Origin of the sequence: Kordia zhangzhouensis, assembly GCF_001005305.1 — a bacterium.
GTDB classification, from domain to species: domain Bacteria; phylum Bacteroidota; class Bacteroidia; order Flavobacteriales; family Flavobacteriaceae; genus Kordia; species Kordia zhangzhouensis.
Window position 1 is genome coordinate 198,633 of sequence record NZ_LBMH01000001.1, and the last position, 21,697, is coordinate 220,329.

26 protein-coding genes are annotated in these 21,697 nt (G+C 33.3%); 11 read left to right on the forward strand and 15 right to left on the reverse strand.

The genetic code is table 11. From position 1 onward, the window contains the following. Window positions 1–71: 71 nt before the first annotated feature. The 3 genes from AA088_RS00950 to AA088_RS00960 are packed head-to-tail and all read left to right on the forward strand — an operon-like array spanning window position 72 to window position 1,907. Entirely contained in the window at window positions 72–656 is a 585-nt protein-coding gene (locus tag AA088_RS00950; RefSeq protein ID WP_046743056.1) for a DNA-3-methyladenine glycosylase I, read from the forward strand. Beyond that, window positions 653–1,240 carry a hypothetical protein gene (locus AA088_RS00955; protein WP_046743057.1) on the forward strand — a complete coding sequence of 196 codons (588 nt, stop codon included), beginning with the start codon at window positions 653–655 and terminating at the stop codon, window positions 1,238–1,240. The genes AA088_RS00950 and AA088_RS00955 overlap by 4 nt, the downstream gene beginning before the upstream one ends. Continuing rightward, the gene (locus AA088_RS00960) at window positions 1,221–1,907 is read left to right on the forward strand and encodes a DUF2490 domain-containing protein (RefSeq protein ID WP_046743058.1); all 687 of its coding nucleotides are present in this window, start codon (window positions 1,221–1,223) and stop codon (window positions 1,905–1,907) included. The genes AA088_RS00955 and AA088_RS00960 overlap by 20 nt, the downstream gene beginning before the upstream one ends. A 73-nt stretch (window positions 1,908–1,980) precedes the next feature. Here the strand turns inward: AA088_RS00960 and AA088_RS00965 are convergent, their stop codons facing one another. From AA088_RS00965 to AA088_RS00985, 5 genes are all read right to left on the reverse strand, one after another. After that, the gene (locus AA088_RS00965; RefSeq protein WP_046743059.1) at window positions 1,981–2,175 is read right to left on the reverse strand and encodes a hypothetical protein; all 195 of its coding nucleotides are present in this window, start codon (window positions 2,173–2,175) and stop codon (window positions 1,981–1,983) included. A 68-nt stretch (window positions 2,176–2,243) separates the two neighbouring features. After that, window positions 2,244–2,876 (reverse strand): leucyl/phenylalanyl-tRNA--protein transferase, encoded by a 633-nt coding sequence (aat, locus tag AA088_RS00970; RefSeq protein ID WP_046743060.1) that lies wholly within the window; start codon window positions 2,874–2,876, stop codon window positions 2,244–2,246. A gap of 190 nt (window positions 2,877–3,066) precedes the next feature. Further along, window positions 3,067–4,458 carry a short-chain fatty acid transporter gene (locus AA088_RS00975; protein WP_046743061.1) on the reverse strand — a complete coding sequence of 464 codons (1,392 nt, stop codon included), beginning with the start codon at window positions 4,456–4,458 and terminating at the stop codon, window positions 3,067–3,069. Window positions 4,459–4,625: 167 nt separating this feature from the next. Continuing rightward, a complete protein-coding gene (locus AA088_RS00980) occupies window positions 4,626–5,000 on the reverse strand; it encodes a DUF3127 domain-containing protein (protein ID WP_046743191.1) in 375 nt (124 codons plus the stop codon). A 5-nt stretch (window positions 5,001–5,005) separates the two neighbouring features. Next, the gene (locus tag AA088_RS00985) at window positions 5,006–5,866 is read right to left on the reverse strand and encodes a flavin reductase family protein (protein WP_046743062.1); all 861 of its coding nucleotides are present in this window, start codon (window positions 5,864–5,866) and stop codon (window positions 5,006–5,008) included. A 161-nt stretch (window positions 5,867–6,027) separates the two neighbouring features. On the opposite strand from AA088_RS00985, the gene AA088_RS00990 reads away from it, so the two are divergent. Then, window positions 6,028–6,249 carry a hypothetical protein gene (locus AA088_RS00990; protein ID WP_046743063.1) on the forward strand — a complete coding sequence of 74 codons (222 nt, stop codon included), beginning with the start codon at window positions 6,028–6,030 and terminating at the stop codon, window positions 6,247–6,249. A 157-nt stretch (window positions 6,250–6,406) separates the two neighbouring features. Continuing rightward, a complete protein-coding gene (locus tag AA088_RS00995; protein ID WP_046743064.1) occupies window positions 6,407–7,585 on the forward strand; it encodes a sensor histidine kinase in 1,179 nt (392 codons plus the stop codon). Here AA088_RS00995 and AA088_RS01000 read toward each other — a convergent pair. Together AA088_RS01000 and greA are read right to left on the reverse strand one after the other, a co-directional pair. Further along, a complete protein-coding gene (locus AA088_RS01000; protein WP_046743065.1) occupies window positions 7,582–7,971 on the reverse strand; it encodes an HIT family protein in 390 nt (129 codons plus the stop codon). The genes AA088_RS00995 and AA088_RS01000 overlap by 4 nt on opposite strands. A 109-nt stretch (window positions 7,972–8,080) precedes the next feature. Then, complete coding sequence (gene greA, locus AA088_RS01005; RefSeq protein WP_046743192.1) at window positions 8,081–8,557, reverse strand: transcription elongation factor GreA; 477 nt, start codon at window positions 8,555–8,557, stop codon at window positions 8,081–8,083. A gap of 189 nt (window positions 8,558–8,746) precedes the next feature. Between greA and AA088_RS01010 the strand changes: the two genes are divergently transcribed. Continuing rightward, window positions 8,747–9,190, forward strand: coding sequence for a Rieske (2Fe-2S) protein (locus AA088_RS01010; protein ID WP_046743193.1), 444 nt, complete (start codon window positions 8,747–8,749; stop codon window positions 9,188–9,190). A gap of 71 nt (window positions 9,191–9,261) precedes the next feature. Here AA088_RS01010 and AA088_RS01015 read toward each other — a convergent pair whose 3' ends face one another. Beyond that, a complete protein-coding gene (locus tag AA088_RS01015) occupies window positions 9,262–11,652 on the reverse strand; it encodes a TonB-dependent receptor (protein ID WP_082106498.1) in 2,391 nt (796 codons plus the stop codon). Between the two features lie 387 nt (window positions 11,653–12,039). Here AA088_RS01015 and AA088_RS01020 point away from each other — a divergent pair, with 387 nt between their 5' ends. After that, window positions 12,040–12,276 (forward strand): hypothetical protein, encoded by a 237-nt coding sequence (locus AA088_RS01020; protein ID WP_046743066.1) that lies wholly within the window; start codon window positions 12,040–12,042, stop codon window positions 12,274–12,276. 68 nt (window positions 12,277–12,344) lie between these two features. On the opposite strand, the gene AA088_RS01025 is transcribed toward AA088_RS01020, so the two are convergent. From AA088_RS01025 to AA088_RS01050, 6 genes are read right to left on the reverse strand one after another with little or no spacing between them, the layout of a single operon-like run. After that, window positions 12,345–13,895, reverse strand: coding sequence for a DUF4301 family protein (locus AA088_RS01025; RefSeq protein ID WP_046743067.1), 1,551 nt, complete (start codon window positions 13,893–13,895; stop codon window positions 12,345–12,347). Further along, window positions 13,892–14,461, reverse strand: a complete 570-nt coding sequence (locus tag AA088_RS01030; protein WP_046743068.1) for an AAA family ATPase — start codon at window positions 14,459–14,461, stop codon at window positions 13,892–13,894. Before AA088_RS01030 ends, AA088_RS01025 begins: the two co-directional genes overlap by 4 nt. Further along, window positions 14,404–15,120 carry a nicotinamide riboside transporter PnuC gene (pnuC, locus tag AA088_RS01035; RefSeq protein WP_046743069.1) on the reverse strand — a complete coding sequence of 239 codons (717 nt, stop codon included), beginning with the start codon at window positions 15,118–15,120 and terminating at the stop codon, window positions 14,404–14,406. Before pnuC ends, AA088_RS01030 begins: the two co-directional genes overlap by 58 nt. Continuing rightward, window positions 15,104–15,364 (reverse strand): YkoF family thiamine/hydroxymethylpyrimidine-binding protein, encoded by a 261-nt coding sequence (locus AA088_RS01040; protein WP_046743070.1) that lies wholly within the window; start codon window positions 15,362–15,364, stop codon window positions 15,104–15,106. The genes pnuC and AA088_RS01040 overlap by 17 nt, the downstream gene beginning before the upstream one ends. Before the next feature lie 57 nt (window positions 15,365–15,421). Continuing rightward, the gene (locus AA088_RS01045; RefSeq protein ID WP_046743071.1) at window positions 15,422–16,153 is read right to left on the reverse strand and encodes a geranylgeranylglyceryl/heptaprenylglyceryl phosphate synthase; all 732 of its coding nucleotides are present in this window, start codon (window positions 16,151–16,153) and stop codon (window positions 15,422–15,424) included. Window position 16,154: 1 nt separating this feature from the next. Then, the gene (locus AA088_RS01050; protein ID WP_046743072.1) at window positions 16,155–16,793 is read right to left on the reverse strand and encodes a 4'-phosphopantetheinyl transferase family protein; all 639 of its coding nucleotides are present in this window, start codon (window positions 16,791–16,793) and stop codon (window positions 16,155–16,157) included. A 135-nt stretch (window positions 16,794–16,928) separates the two neighbouring features. Here AA088_RS01050 and ahcY point away from each other — a divergent pair, with 135 nt between their 5' ends. From ahcY to AA088_RS01070, 4 genes are all read left to right on the forward strand, one after another. Continuing rightward, the gene (gene ahcY / locus AA088_RS01055) at window positions 16,929–18,245 is read left to right on the forward strand and encodes an adenosylhomocysteinase (protein WP_046743073.1); all 1,317 of its coding nucleotides are present in this window, start codon (window positions 16,929–16,931) and stop codon (window positions 18,243–18,245) included. A gap of 270 nt (window positions 18,246–18,515) precedes the next feature. Next, the gene (locus tag AA088_RS01060; protein WP_046743074.1) at window positions 18,516–20,210 is read left to right on the forward strand and encodes a helix-turn-helix domain-containing protein; all 1,695 of its coding nucleotides are present in this window, start codon (window positions 18,516–18,518) and stop codon (window positions 20,208–20,210) included. A gap of 78 nt (window positions 20,211–20,288) precedes the next feature. Then, window positions 20,289–20,486, forward strand: coding sequence for a hypothetical protein (locus tag AA088_RS18515; RefSeq protein WP_046743075.1), 198 nt, complete (start codon window positions 20,289–20,291; stop codon window positions 20,484–20,486). 98 nt (window positions 20,487–20,584) lie between these two features. Then, window positions 20,585–20,800, forward strand: coding sequence for a hypothetical protein (locus tag AA088_RS01070; protein ID WP_046743076.1), 216 nt, complete (start codon window positions 20,585–20,587; stop codon window positions 20,798–20,800). Between the two features lie 96 nt (window positions 20,801–20,896). Here AA088_RS01070 and AA088_RS01075 read toward each other — a convergent pair whose 3' ends face one another. Then, on the reverse strand, window positions 20,897–21,652 hold the full coding sequence (locus tag AA088_RS01075) for a hypothetical protein (protein WP_046743077.1): 756 nt from the start codon (window positions 21,650–21,652) through the stop codon (window positions 20,897–20,899). Window positions 21,653–21,697: the final 45 nt, after the last annotated feature.

Below are 21,697 nucleotides of genomic sequence, written 5' to 3' on the forward strand. Positions count from 1 at the left end.
GTGTTGTAAATTTACAAAACAATCCAACGACGCTTACTGATGATTGTCATGAAATATTTAAAATAAAACGCATGGATTTTAGTGAAAAAAGAAGATGTGCTTGGTGCGGAAACGATCCGCTTTATACTGCTTATCACGATCAAGAATGGGGTGTTCCTGTTCGTGACGATGCTACCTTATTTGAATTCCTCATTTTAGAGACTTTCCAAGCGGGTTTGAGTTGGATTACGATTCTGCGGAAGCGAGAAAATTTTAGAAAAGCTTTTGATTATTTTGACTATCATAAAATTGCTCAATATGATGAAGACAAGTATCTCGATTTGTTACAAGATTCAGGCATCATTCGCAATAAGCTAAAAATAAAAGCAACTATTACCAATGCACAAGCATTTATAAAGATTCAAGAAGAGTTTGGGAGTTTTTCCTCCTATATTTGGCAATTTACCAACGAAAAACCTATTCATAACGAGTGTAAAGATGAGAAACAAGTTCCTGCAACCACTGAAATCTCAGATGCGCTTAGCAAAGACCTCAAGAAAAGAGGGTTTAAGTTTGTAGGTTCTACAGTAATCTATGCGCACATGCAAGCAACAGGAATGGTAAATGATCATATAACAAGTTGTTTTCGCTATGAAGAAATAAAAAATATGTCATGAAATATATTTGCTGGATATTTTTTTTAGGAATGACATTACCTATCACCGCTCAAAATTCCTATAAGCATGAAAAAGAAGAACGAATTGAAGCTAAAATGTTTCCTAAGAAAGCTTTGGAGCTTCTTCAACACACACTTCCCGAAAAGACAAAAAAGGTTAAGTACTACAAAGAGCAAGATAGCCTAAAAATAAGTTATGAAATCAAATTAAAGTTTAAAGGAGACTCGTTTAGTATTGAATTTGATAAAGATGGCACATTGGAAGATGTTGAAGTTATCATCAAAAAAAGAGAGATTTCAACAGAAACCTATGATAAAATTAAATCCTATTTGAACAATCAATACGATTCATTTCGCATAAAAAAAATTCAGCGTCAATATAGAAATACTTCTCAAATAGCAGACAAGAAAGTTATTGAAGATGCTTTTCAAGAACATATAGGAAATCCATTTTTGTATGAGATTATTGCCGAAGTTAAAAAAGCTAAGAAGCGTTATTTTATTGAAATTACCTTTTCCAAACATGGTGATTTTCAATTGGTAAGAACCATTATAGGAAGCTCGTATGACCACATTTTATACTAAACTTAACTATTTGCTTTTAATTGCTTTTTGTTCGTTTTCTTCGTATGCGCAGAAAGATTTTACTTTCTTTTTTGAGCCTTCTTTTGCTGTGAATCATGAGGTTAATGACTCTTATAAAGTAAACTTTTCGACTGTATCTAGAAATTATATGTATCGTGACAACACATCTGAATTTACAATACGACAGGTACAACTGGTCCATTTTTCAACATATAGCTTCAATTCAAATCACAGTGTAAGCGCAGGCGTTATGTATCGCTTTCGAGAAAATTTTGAAGATAGTAGTAATGAACTTCGTTTTACGCAACAATACAATTATGCCTACCGACCTAATGTAGTACGTTTTGGTCATCGTTTTCGAACAGAACAACGTATGACCACAGAAAACACAGTACATCGTTTCCGTTACCGATTCACTTTGGATTTTCCCTTAGAAGGTGAAAAACTAGATATTGGAGAAGCTTATTTTGTTGCCAATGGAGAGGCATTACTCAGCGTTGTAAAAACTGATACGCCACAAATTGACCAACGTTTTACCACGCAAATTGGTTGGCAATGGACAGAAAATTTAAAGTTTCAAACAGGTTTGGAATATCGTTTTGAAGGTTATAATACTACGACACGAGAGATTTTATTCATTCTTACGTCGTTGATTTTAAAGATTTAAGCAATAAAAAAAGTCAGAAGCATATACTCCTGACTTTCTACAAACTTTTATTTTACATAAAACATGTTAAAGGCTAGTAATCTGCACCACATTGTAAAATTCCAGATGGTCCCCAACAAATTGTTTCAATACTTAAAGGTTCCGCAGGATCATCTTGACAATTACAATATGTCTTTGAATTTGGTGCCGCACCAACAAGTTTTTCTTGTTTAAAGTTTGAAATTGCTTGTTTGTTTAACTTTAAACTTTTTAGGTTTTGTCTTTTCATAATATAAAATTTAAAAGTTATAAACTACAGTTCATAAAAAAGAAAAGATGTTACCCAGAATTAAAAAATTAACTTAAAAAAGACAAAAATAGTTCTCTAGGAATTTCGTACGCACCCAAACTTTCCAAATGATTAGTATGCATTTGACAATCAATAATTTGACAACCTTCAGCTTGGAGTTTTCGCACTAAGTGAATAAAGCCAAATTTACTTGCATTGCTCTGAAAAGCAAACATACTTTCGCCACAAAACACGCGTCCTAAATTCACGCCATACACGCCGCCCACTAGCTTTTCATCGCGCCACACTTCTACAGAAGTGATATATCCCATGTTGAATAATTCCAAATACGCTTCTTGCATTTCGTTCGTAATCCACGTGCTGTCTTGTCCTGGACGTTTCACGGAAGCGCAGGTTTGAATTACTTCTTTAAAAGCGGTGTTGTAAGTCACGGAAAATGGTTGACGACGTAAAACTTGTTTCATGCTTTTTGATACTTTTAATTCGTCAGGAAACAATACCATTCTCGGGTCAGGCGACCACCAAATAATAGGTTCATCTTCACCATACCAAGGGAAAATTCCGCTTTTATAAGCTAATAAAAGTCGTTCAGGTTGCAAATCGCCTCCTATAGCCAATATCCCTTCAGGAGAAGCTTTATGAACAGGTGGAAATGCTATTTGATCTGTTAAAATATACATGAAATAATTATACGTAAAATAACTGCTTTTCGAAAAGAAAAGGTAATACTTTGATTTTTAGTATTTTTTCGCCAAATTTGTAATTAGTCTTAATACGTCTAAACATTTATTTTCATCATTGCTTTTTGAATTAGTGTATGAAGACTAAAGCCTAAAACCACAATATTAAGTCCCGTTTTCGGGACTTTTTTCATACTAAAAGCAATCCTAACACATATACTACTGTACCGACAAGCATTAGGATTATGGTATAAGGCAATATTTCTTTGGCTTTAAGTCTTGTAATGCCCAGTAAAGGTAATGCCCAGAATGGTTGAAGCATATTCGTAATTTGATCACCATATGCCAATGCCATAATTGCTTTTGGAAGCGGCACACCTAGTTCTAGTGCAGATTTGATTACTATAGGTCCTTGCACAGCCCATTGTCCACCACCACTCGGCACAAAAATATTTACTAGTCCAGCACTAAAAAAAGTAAAAATTGGCAGTGTTGTTTCTGTAGCAATAGATACAAAACTATCTGAAATCATTGTAACCATTCCAGAACTTTTCATAATGCCCATAATTCCAAAATACAAAGGAAATTGAATTAAAATCCCTGATGTTCCTTTAATAGCTTCTTCTACAGCAGTGAGAAAACTTTTAAAGTTTCCATGCAAAAGTATCGCCAATCCAAACATGAAAAAGTTTAACATGTTTGGAGATATTTTGATTGTTGAAAGCGAATTCAAATTGTCTGCATACTGAAGAAAGAAAACAATTAATATTAAAATACCAAATATAATAGCAAGTGCAGGAGCATAATCCAATTTTTCAGCACCTTCTAAGTCATTCTTCTCTTTAGTGTTAAATTGATATTCAGGAAGTTCTAGTTTTATGGGCATTGCTTTTTTAGAAAGTATGTGTAGAGTAAAAGGTATTACCACAAGTAATACTGAGAAGAGAAGTAAGTTCCACCAACTAAAAATTGTACTACTTGAAGTAATAACTTCAGGAACTTTTCCATAAGTATCAATATCAAGTATACCGTTCATCAACTCTAATAGGTGACCTTGTTCTGCTACTTTAGAAGGAGCTGAACCACTAATTCCTCCATGCCAAACCATTAATCCGACATAACCAGATGCACCAACCAGTGGATAGTTAATGGGAATGTGATTTTGTTGCGCATGCTCTCCTACTTTACGTGCTAAAATTGCTCCAAAAATTAGTCCCAATCCCCAATTAAAAAAAGCAACTAACATTGTTGTTACACTTACAAGTACTACTGCATTAGTGGTGTTTGTAACTGATTTTGTAATTATTTGTATCAATGAGTTGACAGGCTTGCTAAGAACTAACACATGCCCTAATACCAAAATTAGCATCATTTGATAGGCAAATTCAAGCAAACTTGTATTCCAAAGTCCATTTTCCCAAAACGTAAGCACTTCCACAAAACGACGTCCCATTGAAGACGTTTCAGAACTTGTAAAAAGAGTAGCCAATACTATTGTAATAATGGTAAGAAGTATTGCAATAGTAAATGGTGAAGGTAAATATTTTTTAAAAATAGTCTCTATCGTTTTGGTAATACGCATAGTTAATTTTTGCGTGAATTTACAAAATTCTGTGATTTTTCTTTTTGCATAAATTCACCTCTTCCTTTTTGCTTTTATGAAATAAAAAAACCTGCAATTAGAATATTACAGGTTTTTATGTTTTTTTAAGACCTCTTGAGCCGTAATCAAGTGCTCATTTAGAATATTTAGAATGGTAGATCATCATGATCTTCTTCATTAAAATCATTTACAGGCTCAAATGCATCTGCTGGAGGAACTGGCGGCATTCCAGCAGGAGCTTCTTGTTGTAAACTTTCAATTCTCCACCCTTGTATAGAATTAAAATATTTAGTTTCACCTTGAGGATTAACCCATTCTCTACCACGAAGGTTGATGCTAATTTTTACAGGTTGTCCAACTTGGAAATTATTTAATAAGTCTGTTTTGTCTTGTACAAACTCCACCATTATGTGTTGCGGATATTGCTCTTCTGTCGTTACTACTACTTCACGTTTTCTAAATCCATTATTCCCAAACGTCTGCGTTTCTCCGATTAATTTAATTTTTCCCTGTACTTCCATGTTATTTATTTTGCTAATAAGATTTTCCAAGCAGTCATTACGTCTCCTTTTGCAAGATATTCTTGAGCCGCTTGATGATTTGTTTCTATTGAATCTGAAATTTGAATTTCAGTAGTATTTGTAAATGCTAAAATTTCTTCAGGTGTTGGTAATTGTTCAACATTTCCTAAAATCCCCAAATCATTTCCTGTCAATACTTTACTATTGCGAATTTCTTGCGGAATTTGATCTACACCAATTCCCAAGGTAGCGATTGGTTTAGGAATTTCAAAAAATCCTTCACGAGCTCTACTATAAAAATTGCCTCCTGCTCTAGCTACCAAATCAATTTTATAATGGTCAATCGTTCCTTGATCACTTAATACATCTTCGTTGATATGTAATTTTACAACTTCACAGATGATTAAGTTTCCTGCTCCACCTTCGTCTCCAAGCGAAATTACTTCACGTACTTTACACTCAAATTGTACAGGCGATTCTGCCACGCGAAAAGGTTTTACTTTCTCTGAAGGCAACATCGTTAATCCTGCCTTTTCAAACTCATTCACGCCAGCCGCATATTCCGTACTACTTAGTGACATTTGTTGTACAATGGCATGATTTACCACATTAATTACCACTTCTTTTGTTGCCAAAGCATTCTCTAAAGTATGCTTAGTAGTATTATCACGAACTCTCCTTGCTGGAGAAAAAATCATGATTGGTGGATTTGCACTAAATACATTAAAAAAACTATACGGAGATAAATTCGGATTTCCTTCTGCATCAACCGTACTTGCAAAAGCAATCGGTCTTGGCGCTACAGCACCTAGCAAATACCCATGCAATTTGGCAGTTGGAATTTCTTTTGGATTTATAGATAGCATGTTTATGAATTTAGTCGCACAAAATTAGTGTAAAAAAGCGGAGGAAACAACTTTGATTTCAAACGTCATAAATACGTCAAAACTTACATTATTTGAAGTCTAAATACTATTACTCAACTTTTAATCGTTATCATTGAATAGTAATCACTAAATTTTTAAGTATGATCAAAAACATTTTGAATGTCAATGGTGTAAAAACGTTGACAAAAGAAGAACAGTTACATATTTTGGGAGGAGAATTTATCAACTGTAAAAAATTTACTGTAAATGGTAACAGATACATAGAGTGTTATGATACTGATAAGGAAGCATACGTCATTTTTAATATGACGGGAGGATTCTCTGATTGTGATGAAATATACAACCATTCAGAAATTTTGTAAAAGATTGTCTAAAAAAAGCTTTTTTGATGAAGTTTCAACCGAATTCAGTTTGACATCAAGTTTTAGGCAATCTTTTTATAAAATAAAATTACCTAGAAGAATTTCACAATAAAACTACTCGTTTTCATTTATATTAGTGTTTTCAAACTTTGTTTGCATGATTTTTAAAAACAAACCTGTTCTTATCCGTTGGATTTTAATTCTTGCGTCTTTTGCCATTGTTTCTGGCATTTTATGGAATACCTATATTTTCTTTCAAGAATTTAAAAAGGATGAGCGTGCTAAAATGGAAATTTGGGCAGCAGCTCAATCAGAAATTAATTTAAGTATAGACTTGAGTGAAGATATCGGGAATTTACCTTTAGATATTATAACGAAAGCTCAAGAATATACGAATCCAATGATTAAAAAAACTATAAAAGATGAAATTGAAGTTTTAAACATTGAAGAATCTAAAATTAAAGATACGACATATATAAATCGAAAAATCAAACAATTTTCAAGAGAAAACAACCCAATCGATATAATTTATTATGATACAATTTCCAGAAAGCAAGAAAAAGTAGCTACACTTTATTACGGAAACTCAGAAGCATTGAACAAACTTAAATATTATCCATTAGCGTTGTTGTTGATCATTGTGTTGTTTGCCGCCGTAGCGTATTTCTTTTTCAGTGCCTCGAAAGCATCTGAGCAAAATAAATTGTGGGCAGGAATGGCAAAGGAAACCGCGCATCAAATTGGAACGCCTTTGTCTTCGTTGGTAGGTTGGACCGAAATTTTAAAATCTGAAAAAGTAGATCCAGAATATATATGTGAAATCGAAAAGGATATTGATCGTCTACAAACAATTACCGAACGTTTTTCTAAAATTGGTTCGATACCAACACTCACACGCTTGGATATTGTGCAAGAAACCAAAGATTCATATGATTATTTATTGTCACGTTCATCCAAGTTGGTCAATTTTACATTTATAGCTCCCGAAACACCTATTTACACTGAGCTCAATTCACAATTATATAGCTGGACGATTGAAAATATGGTCAAAAACGCCATCGATGCGATGAAAGGAAAAGGAGATTTAGAATTGAAAATTAGTCCATCTGACAAATTGGTTAAAATTCAAATTTCGGATACAGGAAAGGGAATTCCTAAACGCAATTTTAAAAAAATTTTTCAACCAGGTTTTACAAGCAAAAAACGAGGTTGGGGTTTAGGTTTATCGCTAGCTAAACGTATTGTTGAGAATTATCACAACGGAAAAATTAAAGTATTGAAATCTGAACTTGGAAAAGGTAGCACCATGCAAATTTCCTTAAAAAAAGTAGCCTAAAGTGCGGCTCGTATTTTAGTTGCTACTTCTTCAAACGCTTCTGGCGTTAATTTTTCTTTATTAGCAAAATTCATGCTTTGCATATTATGAAGTGGAATTAAATGCACATGTGTATGTGGCACTTCTAGACCAATTACCGTCATTCCAACACGTAAACATGGTATTGCTTTTTCTATTGCAATAGCTATTTTTCGAGAAAAACGCATCAATCCTATATATGATTCTTCCGATAGGTCAAAAATTTTATTTACTTCTTGTTTGGGAATGCATAAAGTATGTCCAACAGTATTTGGATTGATATCTAAAAAAGCATAATAATGCTCATCTTCAGCAATTTTATATGATGGAATTTCTCCGTTTACTATTTTGGTAAAAATAGAAGCCATAAGTTGTTTTATTTGATGGTAAGATAAAAAAGTTCTTTTGAAAAGGCATAAAAAAATCCTTTTTTATATGTTAAAAAAGGATTCAAACTAAGTAATTTTTATTTTAAGATTAATTACGTGTAATTTCTAATATTTCAAAATTCATTGTACCGTTTGGTACTTTTACTTCTGCAATATCTCCAACAGATTTTCCTAATAGACCTTTCCCAATAGGAGATGTTACAGAAATTTTTCCTGCTGCTAAATTAGCTTCACTTTCCGCTACCAATGTGTAAGTTACTTCCATACCATTGGTTGTATTTTTGATGCGAACTGTTGACAAAACTAATACTTTAGACGTATCCAATTGGCTTTCATCAATTACGCGAGCATATGCCAACACTTCTTCCATTTTAGAAATGCGCATTTCTAATAAGCCTTGTGCTTCTTTGGCAGCATCATATTCTGCATTTTCACTTAGATCTCCTTTGTCACGAGCTTCCGCAATTGCCTGAGAAGCCTTTGGGCGCTCTACATTTTTGAGCTGTTCTAGTTCGTCTCTTAATTTTTTTAATCCTTCTGCTGTATAATAAGATACTTTACTCATAATTTCTTCGTTTTCTATCTGTTCATAGTTCATTTATTTTACACGCAAGAAACGTGTAATCTACACTATATAACGCAAAAAAATCCCATCGATCACGGGATTTCTAAATACAAATATAAGAAAATATTTAATGTACTATTTTAAAAAATGATTTTACGTAAATTGCGAAACGTATTAAATATGAAAGAGATGAAACGTTTATTTTTTAGCTGCCTTGTTATAATTAGCCTATTTTCCTGTAGTTCTGATGACGGCGGAATTAACAACAATCCTTATATTCCAAATACATTAGTTCAATTTCAAATCAATCTTGACTTACCACTTTTTGATAACTTACGCTTTGCCGGCGGCTCAACCTATATTTCGAATGGTGGTGGTGTACGCGGCTTTTTTGTATTTAACTTATCTGGAGATCAATTTTTGGCTTGGGAAGCTAGTTGTCCTAATCATTTTCCAAGCAGTTGCTCTACAATGACTATTGAAGGTGTGTTGGCTACTTGTGCTTGCGAGGATTTTGAGTATAGCTTGGCAAATGGACAATTGTTAAATCCAGTTGAAGGAGGTGAAAATTATCCGATGGTTAATTATCGAGTGACAAAGTCTGGAAATATATTAAGTGTTACAAATAACTAATTTAAAGTTTAATATTTACTAAAAAAGCGACTCTAAACGAGTCGCTTTTTACTTTATACTTTATTTCTATTTTAAAACTTTAATGTCATTCCTACTAGAAAGTTTCTAGTGGCTTGTGGATAAAATCCTGCGCCTTCAATGGTTGTTACAGTTCCTGGGTTTGACCATGTATCATCATACGTATAAAAGTATCCATTTGACACATATTCTTCTCCAAAAATATTATTAATTAACCCTGTAAAAGTTATTGATTCAAAAAATGAATTCATATCAATCTCATAGTTCAAATTTAAATCGTTCACAAAATAACTATCCAATTTAGAAGTGCCCGAGTCAATATTACCCATATACTGTTCTCCCACAAATTTAGACAATAACGATACTTGGAATTTTTCAGTAGGCGCATAGGTAAATATGTTTCCTGCTATAAAGTTTGGTGAAAAAGAGATGTCTGTGTTCCCTAAATCAACCAAACTTCCGTCTTTTGATGCTATGAAATCTACATTTTTGTTTGTGCTAATAGCTATATTTGGTCGAATTGTAAACTGATTGTTTATTTTAAATGATGCATCGACTTCAAGTCCTAAACGATAGCTTTTTCCACTATTTGTTCTCAATGGTGTCCCTGTATCATCTAGCGCTCCAGTGAGCACCAATTGATTATTATATAACATGTAGTAAGCATTGGTATTTACGGTAAAACTTTCGTTATTCCAACGCCATCCCAACTCAAAGTCATCTAATTGTTCTGGTTTTACGTTGTTGTTGTTTTCAAAGTCACTACGATTTGGCTCACGATTTGCTCTTGCATAGGAAAAGTATAAACTGTTTTTAACATCAATTCGATAATTGATTCCGGCTTTTGGATTAAAGAATGTATAGTTTTCATCTATGTTAAAAGACACCAAATCAGAAGTAATTCCAGAGGTTTCATAGCTCACATTACGCACTTGTACATCTCCAAACAAGGTTACTTTATCATTTACACGAATAGTTGCTTTCGTAAAAAAGCTCAAATCATTTTTCTTCCCATTCCCTTCGTAGTAGCGATCTCTAATTTCACTGTCACTAGCAAATCTTGCCCAGATAACTTCTCCAAAATGATCACCATTGTAAACTCCTAAGAACGCTCCAAAATCCATCTCCAAATCGTTCTTTTTATAATTCGCATTTGCGTTGATTACATAAAAATCATTTTTTAACCAACGTCGTCGAATCAAATCTGTTTTGTTAATCGTTGTTCCATTAATGACAATCTCATCAAAACCGTATTCTGCAAAAGGCTCATCTTCTTTATATTGTTCAAAATATCCTCTCCCAAATGTGTAGTTAAGACCTAAATTTGTTGTCCAGCTATCAGAAAGTTTTTGATTCCAATGAAATTGATAATGATCTTGCCTATAATTGTCAACTTCATTATCGTAAAAACGCTCATTACCATTCTCGTCAGTAAATTGTCCTGAAGGGTTGAAAGTCCTATTCGTTTCTAGTGTTTGTTTGTCAATACCGTTCCAAGCTTGATAGGTAACTTCATGTCCGCCAAACGTCAATGCTTTAATTAATGTATTGTCATCTACATACGAAGCTTGTAAAAAATAGGCACTTAAATCGGAAATAGCACGATCAATATACCCATCGGACTTGATTTTTGATAAGCGTCCTGCCAGCTCAAAATTACCATCTAGTTTTCCCGTACTAAACTTTACTGTATGTTTTCTAGTATTGAAGCTTCCAAAAGAGTTTGAAATTTCTCCGTTTGCTTTTTCTGATACTGCATCCGTTAATAAACTCAAACTAGCCCCAAATGCTCCTGATCCGTTGGTTGAAGTTCCGACACCTCGTTGCAATTGAATACTTTCTGTAGATGAAGCTAAATCTGGCATATTAACCCAAAAAGTACCTTGACTTTCTGCGTCATTGTATGGAATTCCGTTAATAGTAACATTTACTCGTGTTGCATCACTACCACGCACGCGAATTCCTGTGTAACCAACACCTGCGCCCGCATCAGAAGTTGTGACAACAGAAGGCATAAAGTTCATTAAAATTGGAATGTCTTGCCCTAAATTACGTTCTTCAATTTCTTCTTTTTCTATATTTGAATAGGTAATTGGCGAATCGGCATTTACTCGAACAGCCGAAATTAAGACCGCATCTAGCGCTTCCGAAGTATCGGATAAGGTGAAGTTGATAACAAGGTTACTAGAAACTGAAATTTTTTTTGTTTCGGATTTCATTCCGACAAAAGAACAAGTAATTTCATATAAACCATCTGAAAGACTAATAGAATACCGACCTTTGTCGCTGGTAGTAGTTCCTAATGAAGTCTTTTTTAAAGCTACGACTGCTCCTTCTAGAGGTTTTCCTTCCTTGTTAGTTACCGTTCCTGACACCGTAAAGTTTTGTGCTTGCAGACTGACTGATAGCGTGAAAAGACATAAAAAAGCGAATAAATTCTTCATATTCGTAAAACATTTTGTTACGAATAAAAGGGGTAATTATTCTTTGGATTAAATTAATTTGTGATTGTTGACAGACTATGACTGCCGGCATATTAGGTCATAACTGACCTAGTCCATCCCTTGGCAGCATTACCTGCCCAGGTTCATTGGGTATAATCTCAGCGTTTTGGATTGCTCCAAATTGCACCCCTTTGAGATGCTGCAAAAATAATTCAGTTTTTTAATTCTACACAGTTTTTCAACACATTTATACGATTTATTTTTTGTCAGTTATTACATTTAAAAATAAAGAAACCTCTTTGACAAACTGAAAGAATTTTAGTTTTCTAAAAATACATATCACCTGAAAATCAGTAACTTTACTATCTAACCAAAAACTTTATACAAATGAAAAAACAGAATTTACAGCAAAAATTATCGTTACATGTAACACGAATTTCTCAATTATCAAATTTGAATTTAATTTATGGCGGGCAAGATGCCGTTCGCTTTACTAAGAACTCATGTGTTATTTCTGATGTAGAAACCTGCCAAACAGAGCCTATTAAAATTACAGAAGCCATTCGTTGTACACACACACTAGGAAATGGTTTGGACATTAACGGAAACCCATGTACTTATTAATTTATAATATTTAAAAAACATCAAAAATGTCCTTTTTCAGGGTGTTTTTGATGTAAGTATAAAAGCAATCACGACTTGATTTGATGTGTAGGTTTTAATAAGTCATTAATAGTTTTTACTGGATTGAAAGTAACTAATGGCACTTCAACAAAAACTGTGTTCCAAAATGCCATGCCTCCATTCCAAAGTCCTGGTAATTCAAGTGCTTTTATTTTTTTCTCGCTTTTGGATTTGGATGCTATAAAGTATGATTTCTTATCTACAAATTTAGTTAGATTATATTTTTTTCCTTGATAGTTTCTAACGCCGCAAACCATATCAACCGGATTGAAGTGAGTTGCTAGTTTTTGAATGCTTTGATGATATTCGCTTCGTTTATCAATCTGAGCAGATTCTACAATTTGGAGTGAGTTTGCTCCGTTTTCGTGTTTTACCCAAAATGGCCCGCCGCCAGGTTCTCCTTCATTTTTTACCATTCCGCACACACGAATAGGTCTGTCTAGTTTTTCAATTAAATACTCTATTTGGTATTTTTGAGAATATTTTTCAAATTCTTCGCTAATTTGAACATTTAGCTCTGTGTACAAAAAGTGTAAGATTGCGGTAAGTTCTTCATTTGTGACTCCTGCATGTAACATTTTCATAAATTCAAATGCTTTTTGTTGCAGTGTTATTAGTTTTCCCGCCAATATTTTCTTGTAACGAGATATTTCTGATTCATACGTATTTACGACTACATTGTCTATATTTTTAATAAAGATAAGATCTGCTTCTATAGCATTCAAGTTTTGAATTAATGCACCATGTCCGCCAGGTCTAAAAATCAAATCTCCATTCGCATCTAATACGGGTTTGTTTTTATAGTCAACAGCTATCGTGTCCGTTTGTTCAGATTGATATGAATATGATATTTCAAAAGTACATCCTGTTTTTTGAGAAATAGGAGGCAGTATTTTTTCTTCAGTAGTTTTAAACTTCTGATAGTGATGCTCGGAAATTGTAAAATGTAGTTTAGCAACTTTGTCTTTGCAAGCATAACTTGCTGCTTCAAATAAATGCTCTTGAAACGGTGTAGACAAGTGATTTTTATATTTATGAAAAGGGAGCAGCCCTTTGGGAAAATTTCCATAATTAAGACCTGTTTCAGCCAATAACGTATGTACAAAATCGTAGTTAAATTGATCAGGGTTTTTGGTACGTTGTTCTTCAGAAGTATTCATCATTTTGAGTACTTCTTCATAAAAAGGAAATTTTTCAAGTCCTATAAAGAAAATTCGAATTTCAGGTTCTTTTTCTTTATTGATATATGAATTGATTGATTCTTTTTTAGGGTTATAACTTTCAAGGAATTTATACAGGAACTTGAACATTCGAGTGGCAGCGCCAGAAGCTGGAGTAAACTTAATAATTTCAAGAGTATTCCGTTTTTCTTCATATGTTTTTATGTATGCTTCTTCTTTTTCAGTATTTAATTGTATAATTCCATGTCCTACACTAGCATGTGCCGTAATATCTACATACGGTATTTTTTTTCCAAATTTCCGCAATTGTACTTCTATAGCTGACGTAGTAAGTCCTTTGGCATATATTTGTTCGGTATGTTTTTTTGAAAAGTTCAAGATTTTTGTAGCAATTTATCTATGATCGCTGTTGCCGTTTGAAAACGAGTTTTTTGATCTCCTTTCAACAACGCATAGGGTTGATTATAGGTTTTTAAGGTTTGCTCAAATTCGGAGAACGCTATTTCCCTTTTTTGAGGCAAATCACGGATTCCGTCGGCTTCCCAAGGGACATCAATATAAGTTAAAAAATAGAAATCAGCGTGGTGTTTTTCTATGTATTTTTGAAGGGCTTCTCCATTGAATTCTGGATAATATATCTTAGCATAGGTAAATGTTGCTAAAATATCTGTATCACATATTACGAATGGATGATACGCAACTTCTTCTTCTAAGGCTAATTGTCCTTTTGCGATTGGCAAAACATCGTCACTTGTCAATGTTTTCCCTTTTTGTTTTTTTTCTTCAGCAAATATTCGAGAATACTCAGGTACACATACAGCTTTATAATGTGTCGCTAACTGCTTAACCAGTGTTGTTTTTCCAGTAGATTCTGGACCAATTACAACTATTTTGATTTGCTTGCTTGTTGGCTGATTCCTTTGCCTTTCAGTGTTTTTCTCCATTCAAGATATCCAAAGATGGCTAAAATTAAGAAAATTGTGAATTGTATAGCTGTAAATCCTAGTCCTTTAACAAAATAAAGTGGTATAGATACAAGATTTCCAAAAATCCAAAATAGCCAATTTTCAATTTTTTTATTTGCCATTAACCACATTCCAGAAAAGAAAACACCCGTGGTAAAGATGTCTAAGTATTCTTTAATTCCTCTTATTTCTTCTATCGAGCCAAAGCTAGAAAATATCAAATCGATGGTTTCAGAAACACCTAAATGTATATCAATCATATTAAATTGAACATAAACAACATACGTGAAAGCGGCTGTAAATACAAATATGAAGGCAGTTTTGATTTTGTCCCAAAAATTTGTCCGTGAAATTTCAAGCTTCGAATCATTTCGCACGCGTGCCCACATATACCAACCGTATAAACTCATGATTGTGTAATACGCATTAACGATGAAATCTCCATATAAAATGAATTGATAACAGATATACATGTATATCAACGTACTAATAATCCCTGTAGGATATACCCAAATTTTTTCTTTTTTGGCAAACCAAACGCTTAAAACTCCAAATCCAGCAGCGAGAATTTCCAACATAATTGTTGTCCAAGCAGCTCCTTCATACGGTTTTGTTAAAAAATCAATAAGTTGGCTCATGGTTGCTTCGGTCAGATTTTACGATTTTCATTGTGAGTAGAATGTGTTCTTCGTTTTCAAACGCAGTTCGAACTTCTTCAGTCAATAGTTTCATGACACCATCATAATCTCCATAAACTTGTGTGCTCAAAGGATTTTCTAAGACTGTAAATTTTGATGCTCTCAGCTTTTTGATAAAATTGATGATTGGTTTTTCAAAATCGTTTTGCAACGGTGTCAGTGTTAATTCTACAGATATGTCCATTAATTAATATTCATTTTTTGTTCGTTTGATTTTGCATACATACAAACTAATATTTTATCACTTTTTTAGCTCTTCCAAAAAAGCTTCATTTTCTTCAAAAGCAGTTCCAATCACTACCATATTCGCTCCAGCTTCAAAAGCGGCATTGAGTTGTTTTTTTGAGCGAATTCCTCCTCCAATAATTAATGGAATTTTTAATTGATGTGCAACTTTTTTAATGATAGCTGAAGCAACCATTTTTTTAGCACCGCTTCCTGCTTCTAAATATATAAGTTGTTTTCCTGAAAATTGCCCTGCCAATGCTGTATGAATAATTTCTTTGTGATTTTTTTGTGAAATCGGTTGTGTTTGACTCACACGTTGAACCGCCGTTTCTGTGTCTCCATCAATTAAAATATAACCTGTCGGAATAATCTCTAATTGCGTATCAATTAACTTTTCAACTGATTGTATTTGTTGTTCAATTAAATAGACTGGATTCCGCCCTGAAAGCAATGATAAAAACAAAATACCATCTGCCGCTTCTGTAATTTGCTCATGACTTCCTGGAAAAATTAACACCGGTAATTGTGTCGTTTTTTTTATTTTTTCTACAACACGATGCATTTTTTTATCTACATCTGTACTTCCTCCTACCAACACATGTGTAATAATTGATTGATGTACTTTTTCAAAAAAATGAGGAATATGTGAAATAGCTATTTTTTCAGGATCAATTAGAACTGCCACTAATTTCTGATTATTTTCTTTTGCTTGAATGATTTCTTGATACAACGCTTGCCTCATCATTTTATCGATTTTCTTCTAATGCATATACGCATGTAAATCCTTCAAACTCTAAAAAATCAAGTGAATATGTAGCCGTATCATTTCCATAATACACTGTGCCTTTGGTATGAGATGCATCCATAGAAAAATCGTCAATATCAATATGCTTCAAAAAGCTTAATCCTTTTTCGGCATATACTTTATAGATAGATTCTTTTCCTCCCCAAACAATTGTTACTTTCCGCACCAAGGCTTCATGATTGGCTATGGTATTATACTCTTCTAAAGGTGTAAACTTATGAGCAATCCGCAATATTTTATCACGTTGTTTTTCGATATCTATTCCTACAGGAATTGTATCACTCACTATAATTGCTGAAAAAATGAATGAATGAGTAATTGAAATATGTTTCCCATCCTTTAGGTGTGGTTTTCCTCGTTCATCATAAAACAAATCAAAATCACTATATCCAAGTTCTGCCAATAAATGACGAACACTTAGAAATCCTCGTTGGTGAATTTCTGAACGCATGCCATCTAGTCGTTGTTGACAATGTTTTGTGAGTTTTACATGTCGATTCAACTCCTCAAAAGACTCTTCTATCTTCCAAATCAATACTTTAGTATGTGTATTTACTGTTATAGTTTTGTAAAGAGCCATTATATTAAAAAGTTATTTAGTACCTTTGCACTCGCAAACTTTTAACGTGCCGAGCACATTGTAAAGTTACAGAGCGAATTTAAGCATATTTTGGTTTTTTTAGCCATAAATTATTAAACTATAAAAAAAGAAAACATGAGTACAAAATCAGTTCCTTATGTAGCGTATAAAGTTAAAGATATTTCTTTAGCAGCTTGGGGAAGAAAAGAAATCGAATTAGCCGAAGCAGAAATGCCAGGATTAATGAGTCTTCGTGAAGAATATAAAGACGAACAACCTTTAAAAGGAGCTAGAATTGCAGGTTGTTTACACATGACAATCCAAACTGCCGTTTTAATTGAAACTTTAGTAGCTCTTGGAGCTGAAGTTACTTGGAGTTCTTGTAACATCTTCTCAACTCAAGATCAAGCTGCTGCTGCAATCGCAGAAGCAGGAATTCCTGTATACGCCTGGAAAGGAATGAATGAAGAAGAGTTTGACTGGTGTATTGAGCAAACGCTTTTCTTCGGAGAAGATCGCAAACCATTGAATATGATCCTAGACGACGGAGGTGATTTAACAAATATGGTGTTAGATAAATATCCAGAATTAGTTGAAGGAATTAAAGGATTGTCTGAAGAAACAACAACCGGTGTTCACAGATTATACGAAAGAATGAAGAATGGTACGTTACCAATGCCAGCAATCAACATTAATGATTCTGTAACAAAATCTAAATTTGACAATAAATACGGATGTAGAGAAAGTGCTGTAGACGCTATTCGTAGAGCTACAGATGTAATGCTAGCAGGAAAAAGAGTGGTTGTTTGTGGATACGGAGATGTAGGTAAAGGAACTGCTGCTTCTTTTAAAGGTGCTGGAAGTATTGTAACAGTAACAGAAATCGATCCAATTTGCGCATTACAAGCTGCTATGGACGGTTTTGAAGTTAAAAAATTAGACACAGTTGTTGGAAATGCTGATATCGTAATTACTACGACTGGAAACAAAGATATCGTTACTGGAAAGCACTTTGAAGCAATGAAAGATAAAACTATCGTATGTAATATTGGTCACTTTGACAACGAAATTGCAGTTGCTTGGTTGAACAAAAATTACGGTAATACGAAAGTGGAAATTAAACCTCAAGTTGACAAGTATACAATTAATGGAAAAGACATTATCTTGTTGGCTGAAGGACGTTTGGTAAACTTAGGTTGCGCAACTGGTCACCCAAGTTTTGTAATGAGTAACTCATTTACTAACCAAACATTGGCTCAAATCGAACTTTGGAATCATTCTGATAAATATGAAAACAAAGTATACATGCTACCAAAACACTTAGACGAAAAAGTAGCACGTTTGCATTTAGCTAAAATTGGTGTTGAATTAGAAGAGCTTTCTCACGAGCAAGCTGAGTACATTGGAGTAACGGTTGAAGGACCATTCAAACCAGAATACTACAGATACTAAGAATATATCTATATAAATATGGTTAAAGCCTTTTGTCGAAAGATGAAAGGCTTTCTTTTTTGATCATTTTTAAACAACCTATCGTACCGTTGCGTATCTACATTGTAAAATGTATGCCACTATAATCACTAGTTCTTTAAACAGTTAGGTTTATTTTCCTTTAAAAGCAAAACAATGCATTTTATTAGAGAAATTATATGTTGTGTATAATATTGCTTAAGACTGGCGTTATATTTGATAGTATTTTTTATCCCACAAATTCCTTCATTCATGAATACATATATTCGTTTTCTTTGTATTTCACTTTTCTGCTTCGTAAATATAAGCGTTGCACAACAAGCAGATTCACTTCAAAAAATATCCTATCGAGAACTTAAAAAACAATACACCAAATTAGAATATACCAATCCTACGTTGGCACAACAGTATGCCAAAGTGTTATTGAAAAAAGCCACACAAGAAAACAATTCTCAAGAAAAAAATATTGCGTATTTATTGAATGCTTCTTCTGAAAATTATTTTGGAAATATGCAATCATCGTTAGCGTATATCGATTCGTGCATTACCTATGCAAACACTCAAAAAGACAATGCTTTGCTCATTAAAGCAATAAGCCACAAAGGAAAAACGTATTATACGTTTGGAAAATATAATGACGCTATCACCTATTATTTACAAATGGATTCGCTGGCAAGAAGCACTCAAAACGTACGTTATCAAATCTACTCAAATCACAGTATTGGTTCCATCAAAAATATTATGGGAGATCATAAAGGGGCTACCGAGTTATTTCTTAAAAATAAAGAAATTATTGCGCCAATTATGGAAGAAAAAAACTATCATACTTTATATATAAATATGTTGATTGGACTCATCTCTGCCTATTCCTATTTTGATGTTGATGCTGCCGCAAATTATTTACCTACCTTGAAAACAATGAGCATCGAGCATAATGACACAGATGCACTGAGCTATTATTACTCTTTACAGGGAATTGTGAATTACATGCAAAAAGAATACGACGAAGCACTACTCTCTCTAAATAAAGCAGATAGCTTAGTTTCTTCTTTAGGAATACAGCGAAACCTATATCCCGTATATCGCTTTCGTGGAAAAACATATTATGAAAAGAAGATGTTTCCTGAAGCAATTGTAGAATTTGAAGCGATTAAAACCCTGCAAAGAAAAATTGAATTTGATGATTTTCAATTTAGAGAAGTCCTTTCATTACTTGCTAACAGTTATGAGCAAATTGACAGTGCCAAAAAAGCTTTAGAAAATTATCGTTTGGCACATAATTATTCATATACAGACACCATTCAGGAAGCAATTCGGTACACTATTTTAAAAGAGTACGATAAAAAAACACTGGAGAGCAAAATAAAAACTTTACAGCTCAAATCGAATCAAAAGGAAAAACAAAACATATCGTTATGGATGGTTTCTGTTGGATTGCTACTAGCATTGCTTATTTTATTTTGGATTTACAAACAACAACAACAAGACAACCGAAAAAAGTTTGATGCGTTAGTTCAAAAATTAAATGTGGAAGCTATCGAAAAAGAAACTACAGAAACCTCAGAGACTAACAGTAAATACCAAATTTCAGACGAAAAAATTACCAAAATTTTAAATGGACTTCAAAAGTTTGAAAAGTCTCATGCATTTTTAGATCAAAAAACAAGTTTGATTACCGTAGCTAAAAAACTCAATACTAACACAACGTATTTGTCGCAAATTATCAACGAACAAAAAGGAATGACCTTTAAAAATTACATAACCGAACTACGCATTAATTATGTGATTCGCAAATTAAAAAATGATAAAATCATGCAATCGTATACCATAAAAGCAATTGCTGAAGAATTAGGTTTTAAAAGTGAAGGCGCATTTTCAAGAGCTTTTAAAAAACAAACGGGTATTTACCCTTCCTATTACATCAAAAATTTAACCTCTATTTCATAAAACGAAGGCATTTGTATTTTTGTCAAACCCACGTATGGACTATATTCGAGGCATATAAACATTAATATTTAGATTAGTATGAAAAAACAAAAATTAACCCTTAGTTCGTTAAAACTTACAAAAGTACGTGTTGCAAATCTTCAAGTTTTAAAAGGTGGAGATAATGTTGAAACAAATGAAACCTTTTGTTGTACTGACCCAATCGTATGTCATCCTACGCTCACTACCAGACCGGATAGTATGACCACTGATGAAAAAAAGAAAGATTCGAAGTAAAAAACCAACCTCTCTTTTATAAAATGAATTTTGCATTAATTGTATACGCTGAAAATGCATTCTAATTTCACAACATTAATCATTAAAATTTTTTAATTATGTTAAAAAAAATTTCAGCGTTACACTCCGTAAGAGAGTTAAGTAAAAAAGAGCAACAGGCTATTAATGGTGGCGCAGGCTATTTATGTACATCTACCATTATGTCAGGAACGTATCATTCTGAAGATGATATTAGCGGCGATTATGGGAATGGACACATAATTAGCTGTACAGCAGCCTCACAAGCAGTTGGAAATCCTAAAGCTGCAAGATAGTATATAACGAATATGCTCTAAAATCACAGTTAGAAGTCACCTCTAGCTGTGATTTTTATACTTTAACTGATACAATAGGGTTTTTAAAATAAAAATCTAGTATCCCGTCACCAACAAACCACGTGCGCCACGCATACCACATTTCTGATATTGATGATAAGCCTTTACAGCACGTTCTCGTATTTCTGCATCTGATTCATTTTTTATCCAACCTTCTATAGCCGATTTCAACGTATAAGCTTCAGGAGACATTAATCCAGTAGTCCAAACCAATGGATTTGCCCCAGTTTGTTGAATGTATGGTGTAAAATACGCTTTGCTTACACAAGCCAATATAATTACATCGCGTTTCTTCTTGTTTTGCGGATTAAACTTCATATCCAAATCAAATTCCATTAATCCATCATGACCTACATAAGCTATCAAATCTGCATTGCCGCCAAAGCTCAATTTTTTATTCTTAATTTGTATTTCAACAGAATTTTTTCCACTACTTGCTTGCAGAAAATCAATTGTTGTCTCTTTAATATATTTCCCATCATACGCTTGTGCTAGTAAGTATGTGTCAGAATTTGTGTGTTTAAAAAGCAAGCTCTCTAATATTTTAGCATTTTTGGAAGGAATAACTTTCACAAGATTCCATTCTTTGCTTTGTTTTAAATATGTTTTCACACCATATAAAGCACCCCAATATAAATTTGTTTGCGGATTTTGCCCATTTCCGAGAGACTTTGAAACTGGAACAATACCTTGGTTGATATTATCACACAGAGCAACAAATACATGAATTTTCTTTTGCCCAAAAGCAACTAGACTGATACTAAATACAATACTAAAAATGAATTTTTTCATGGAAATTAAAAATCAGAGTAATATGTATATAACGAAAAAAAATAT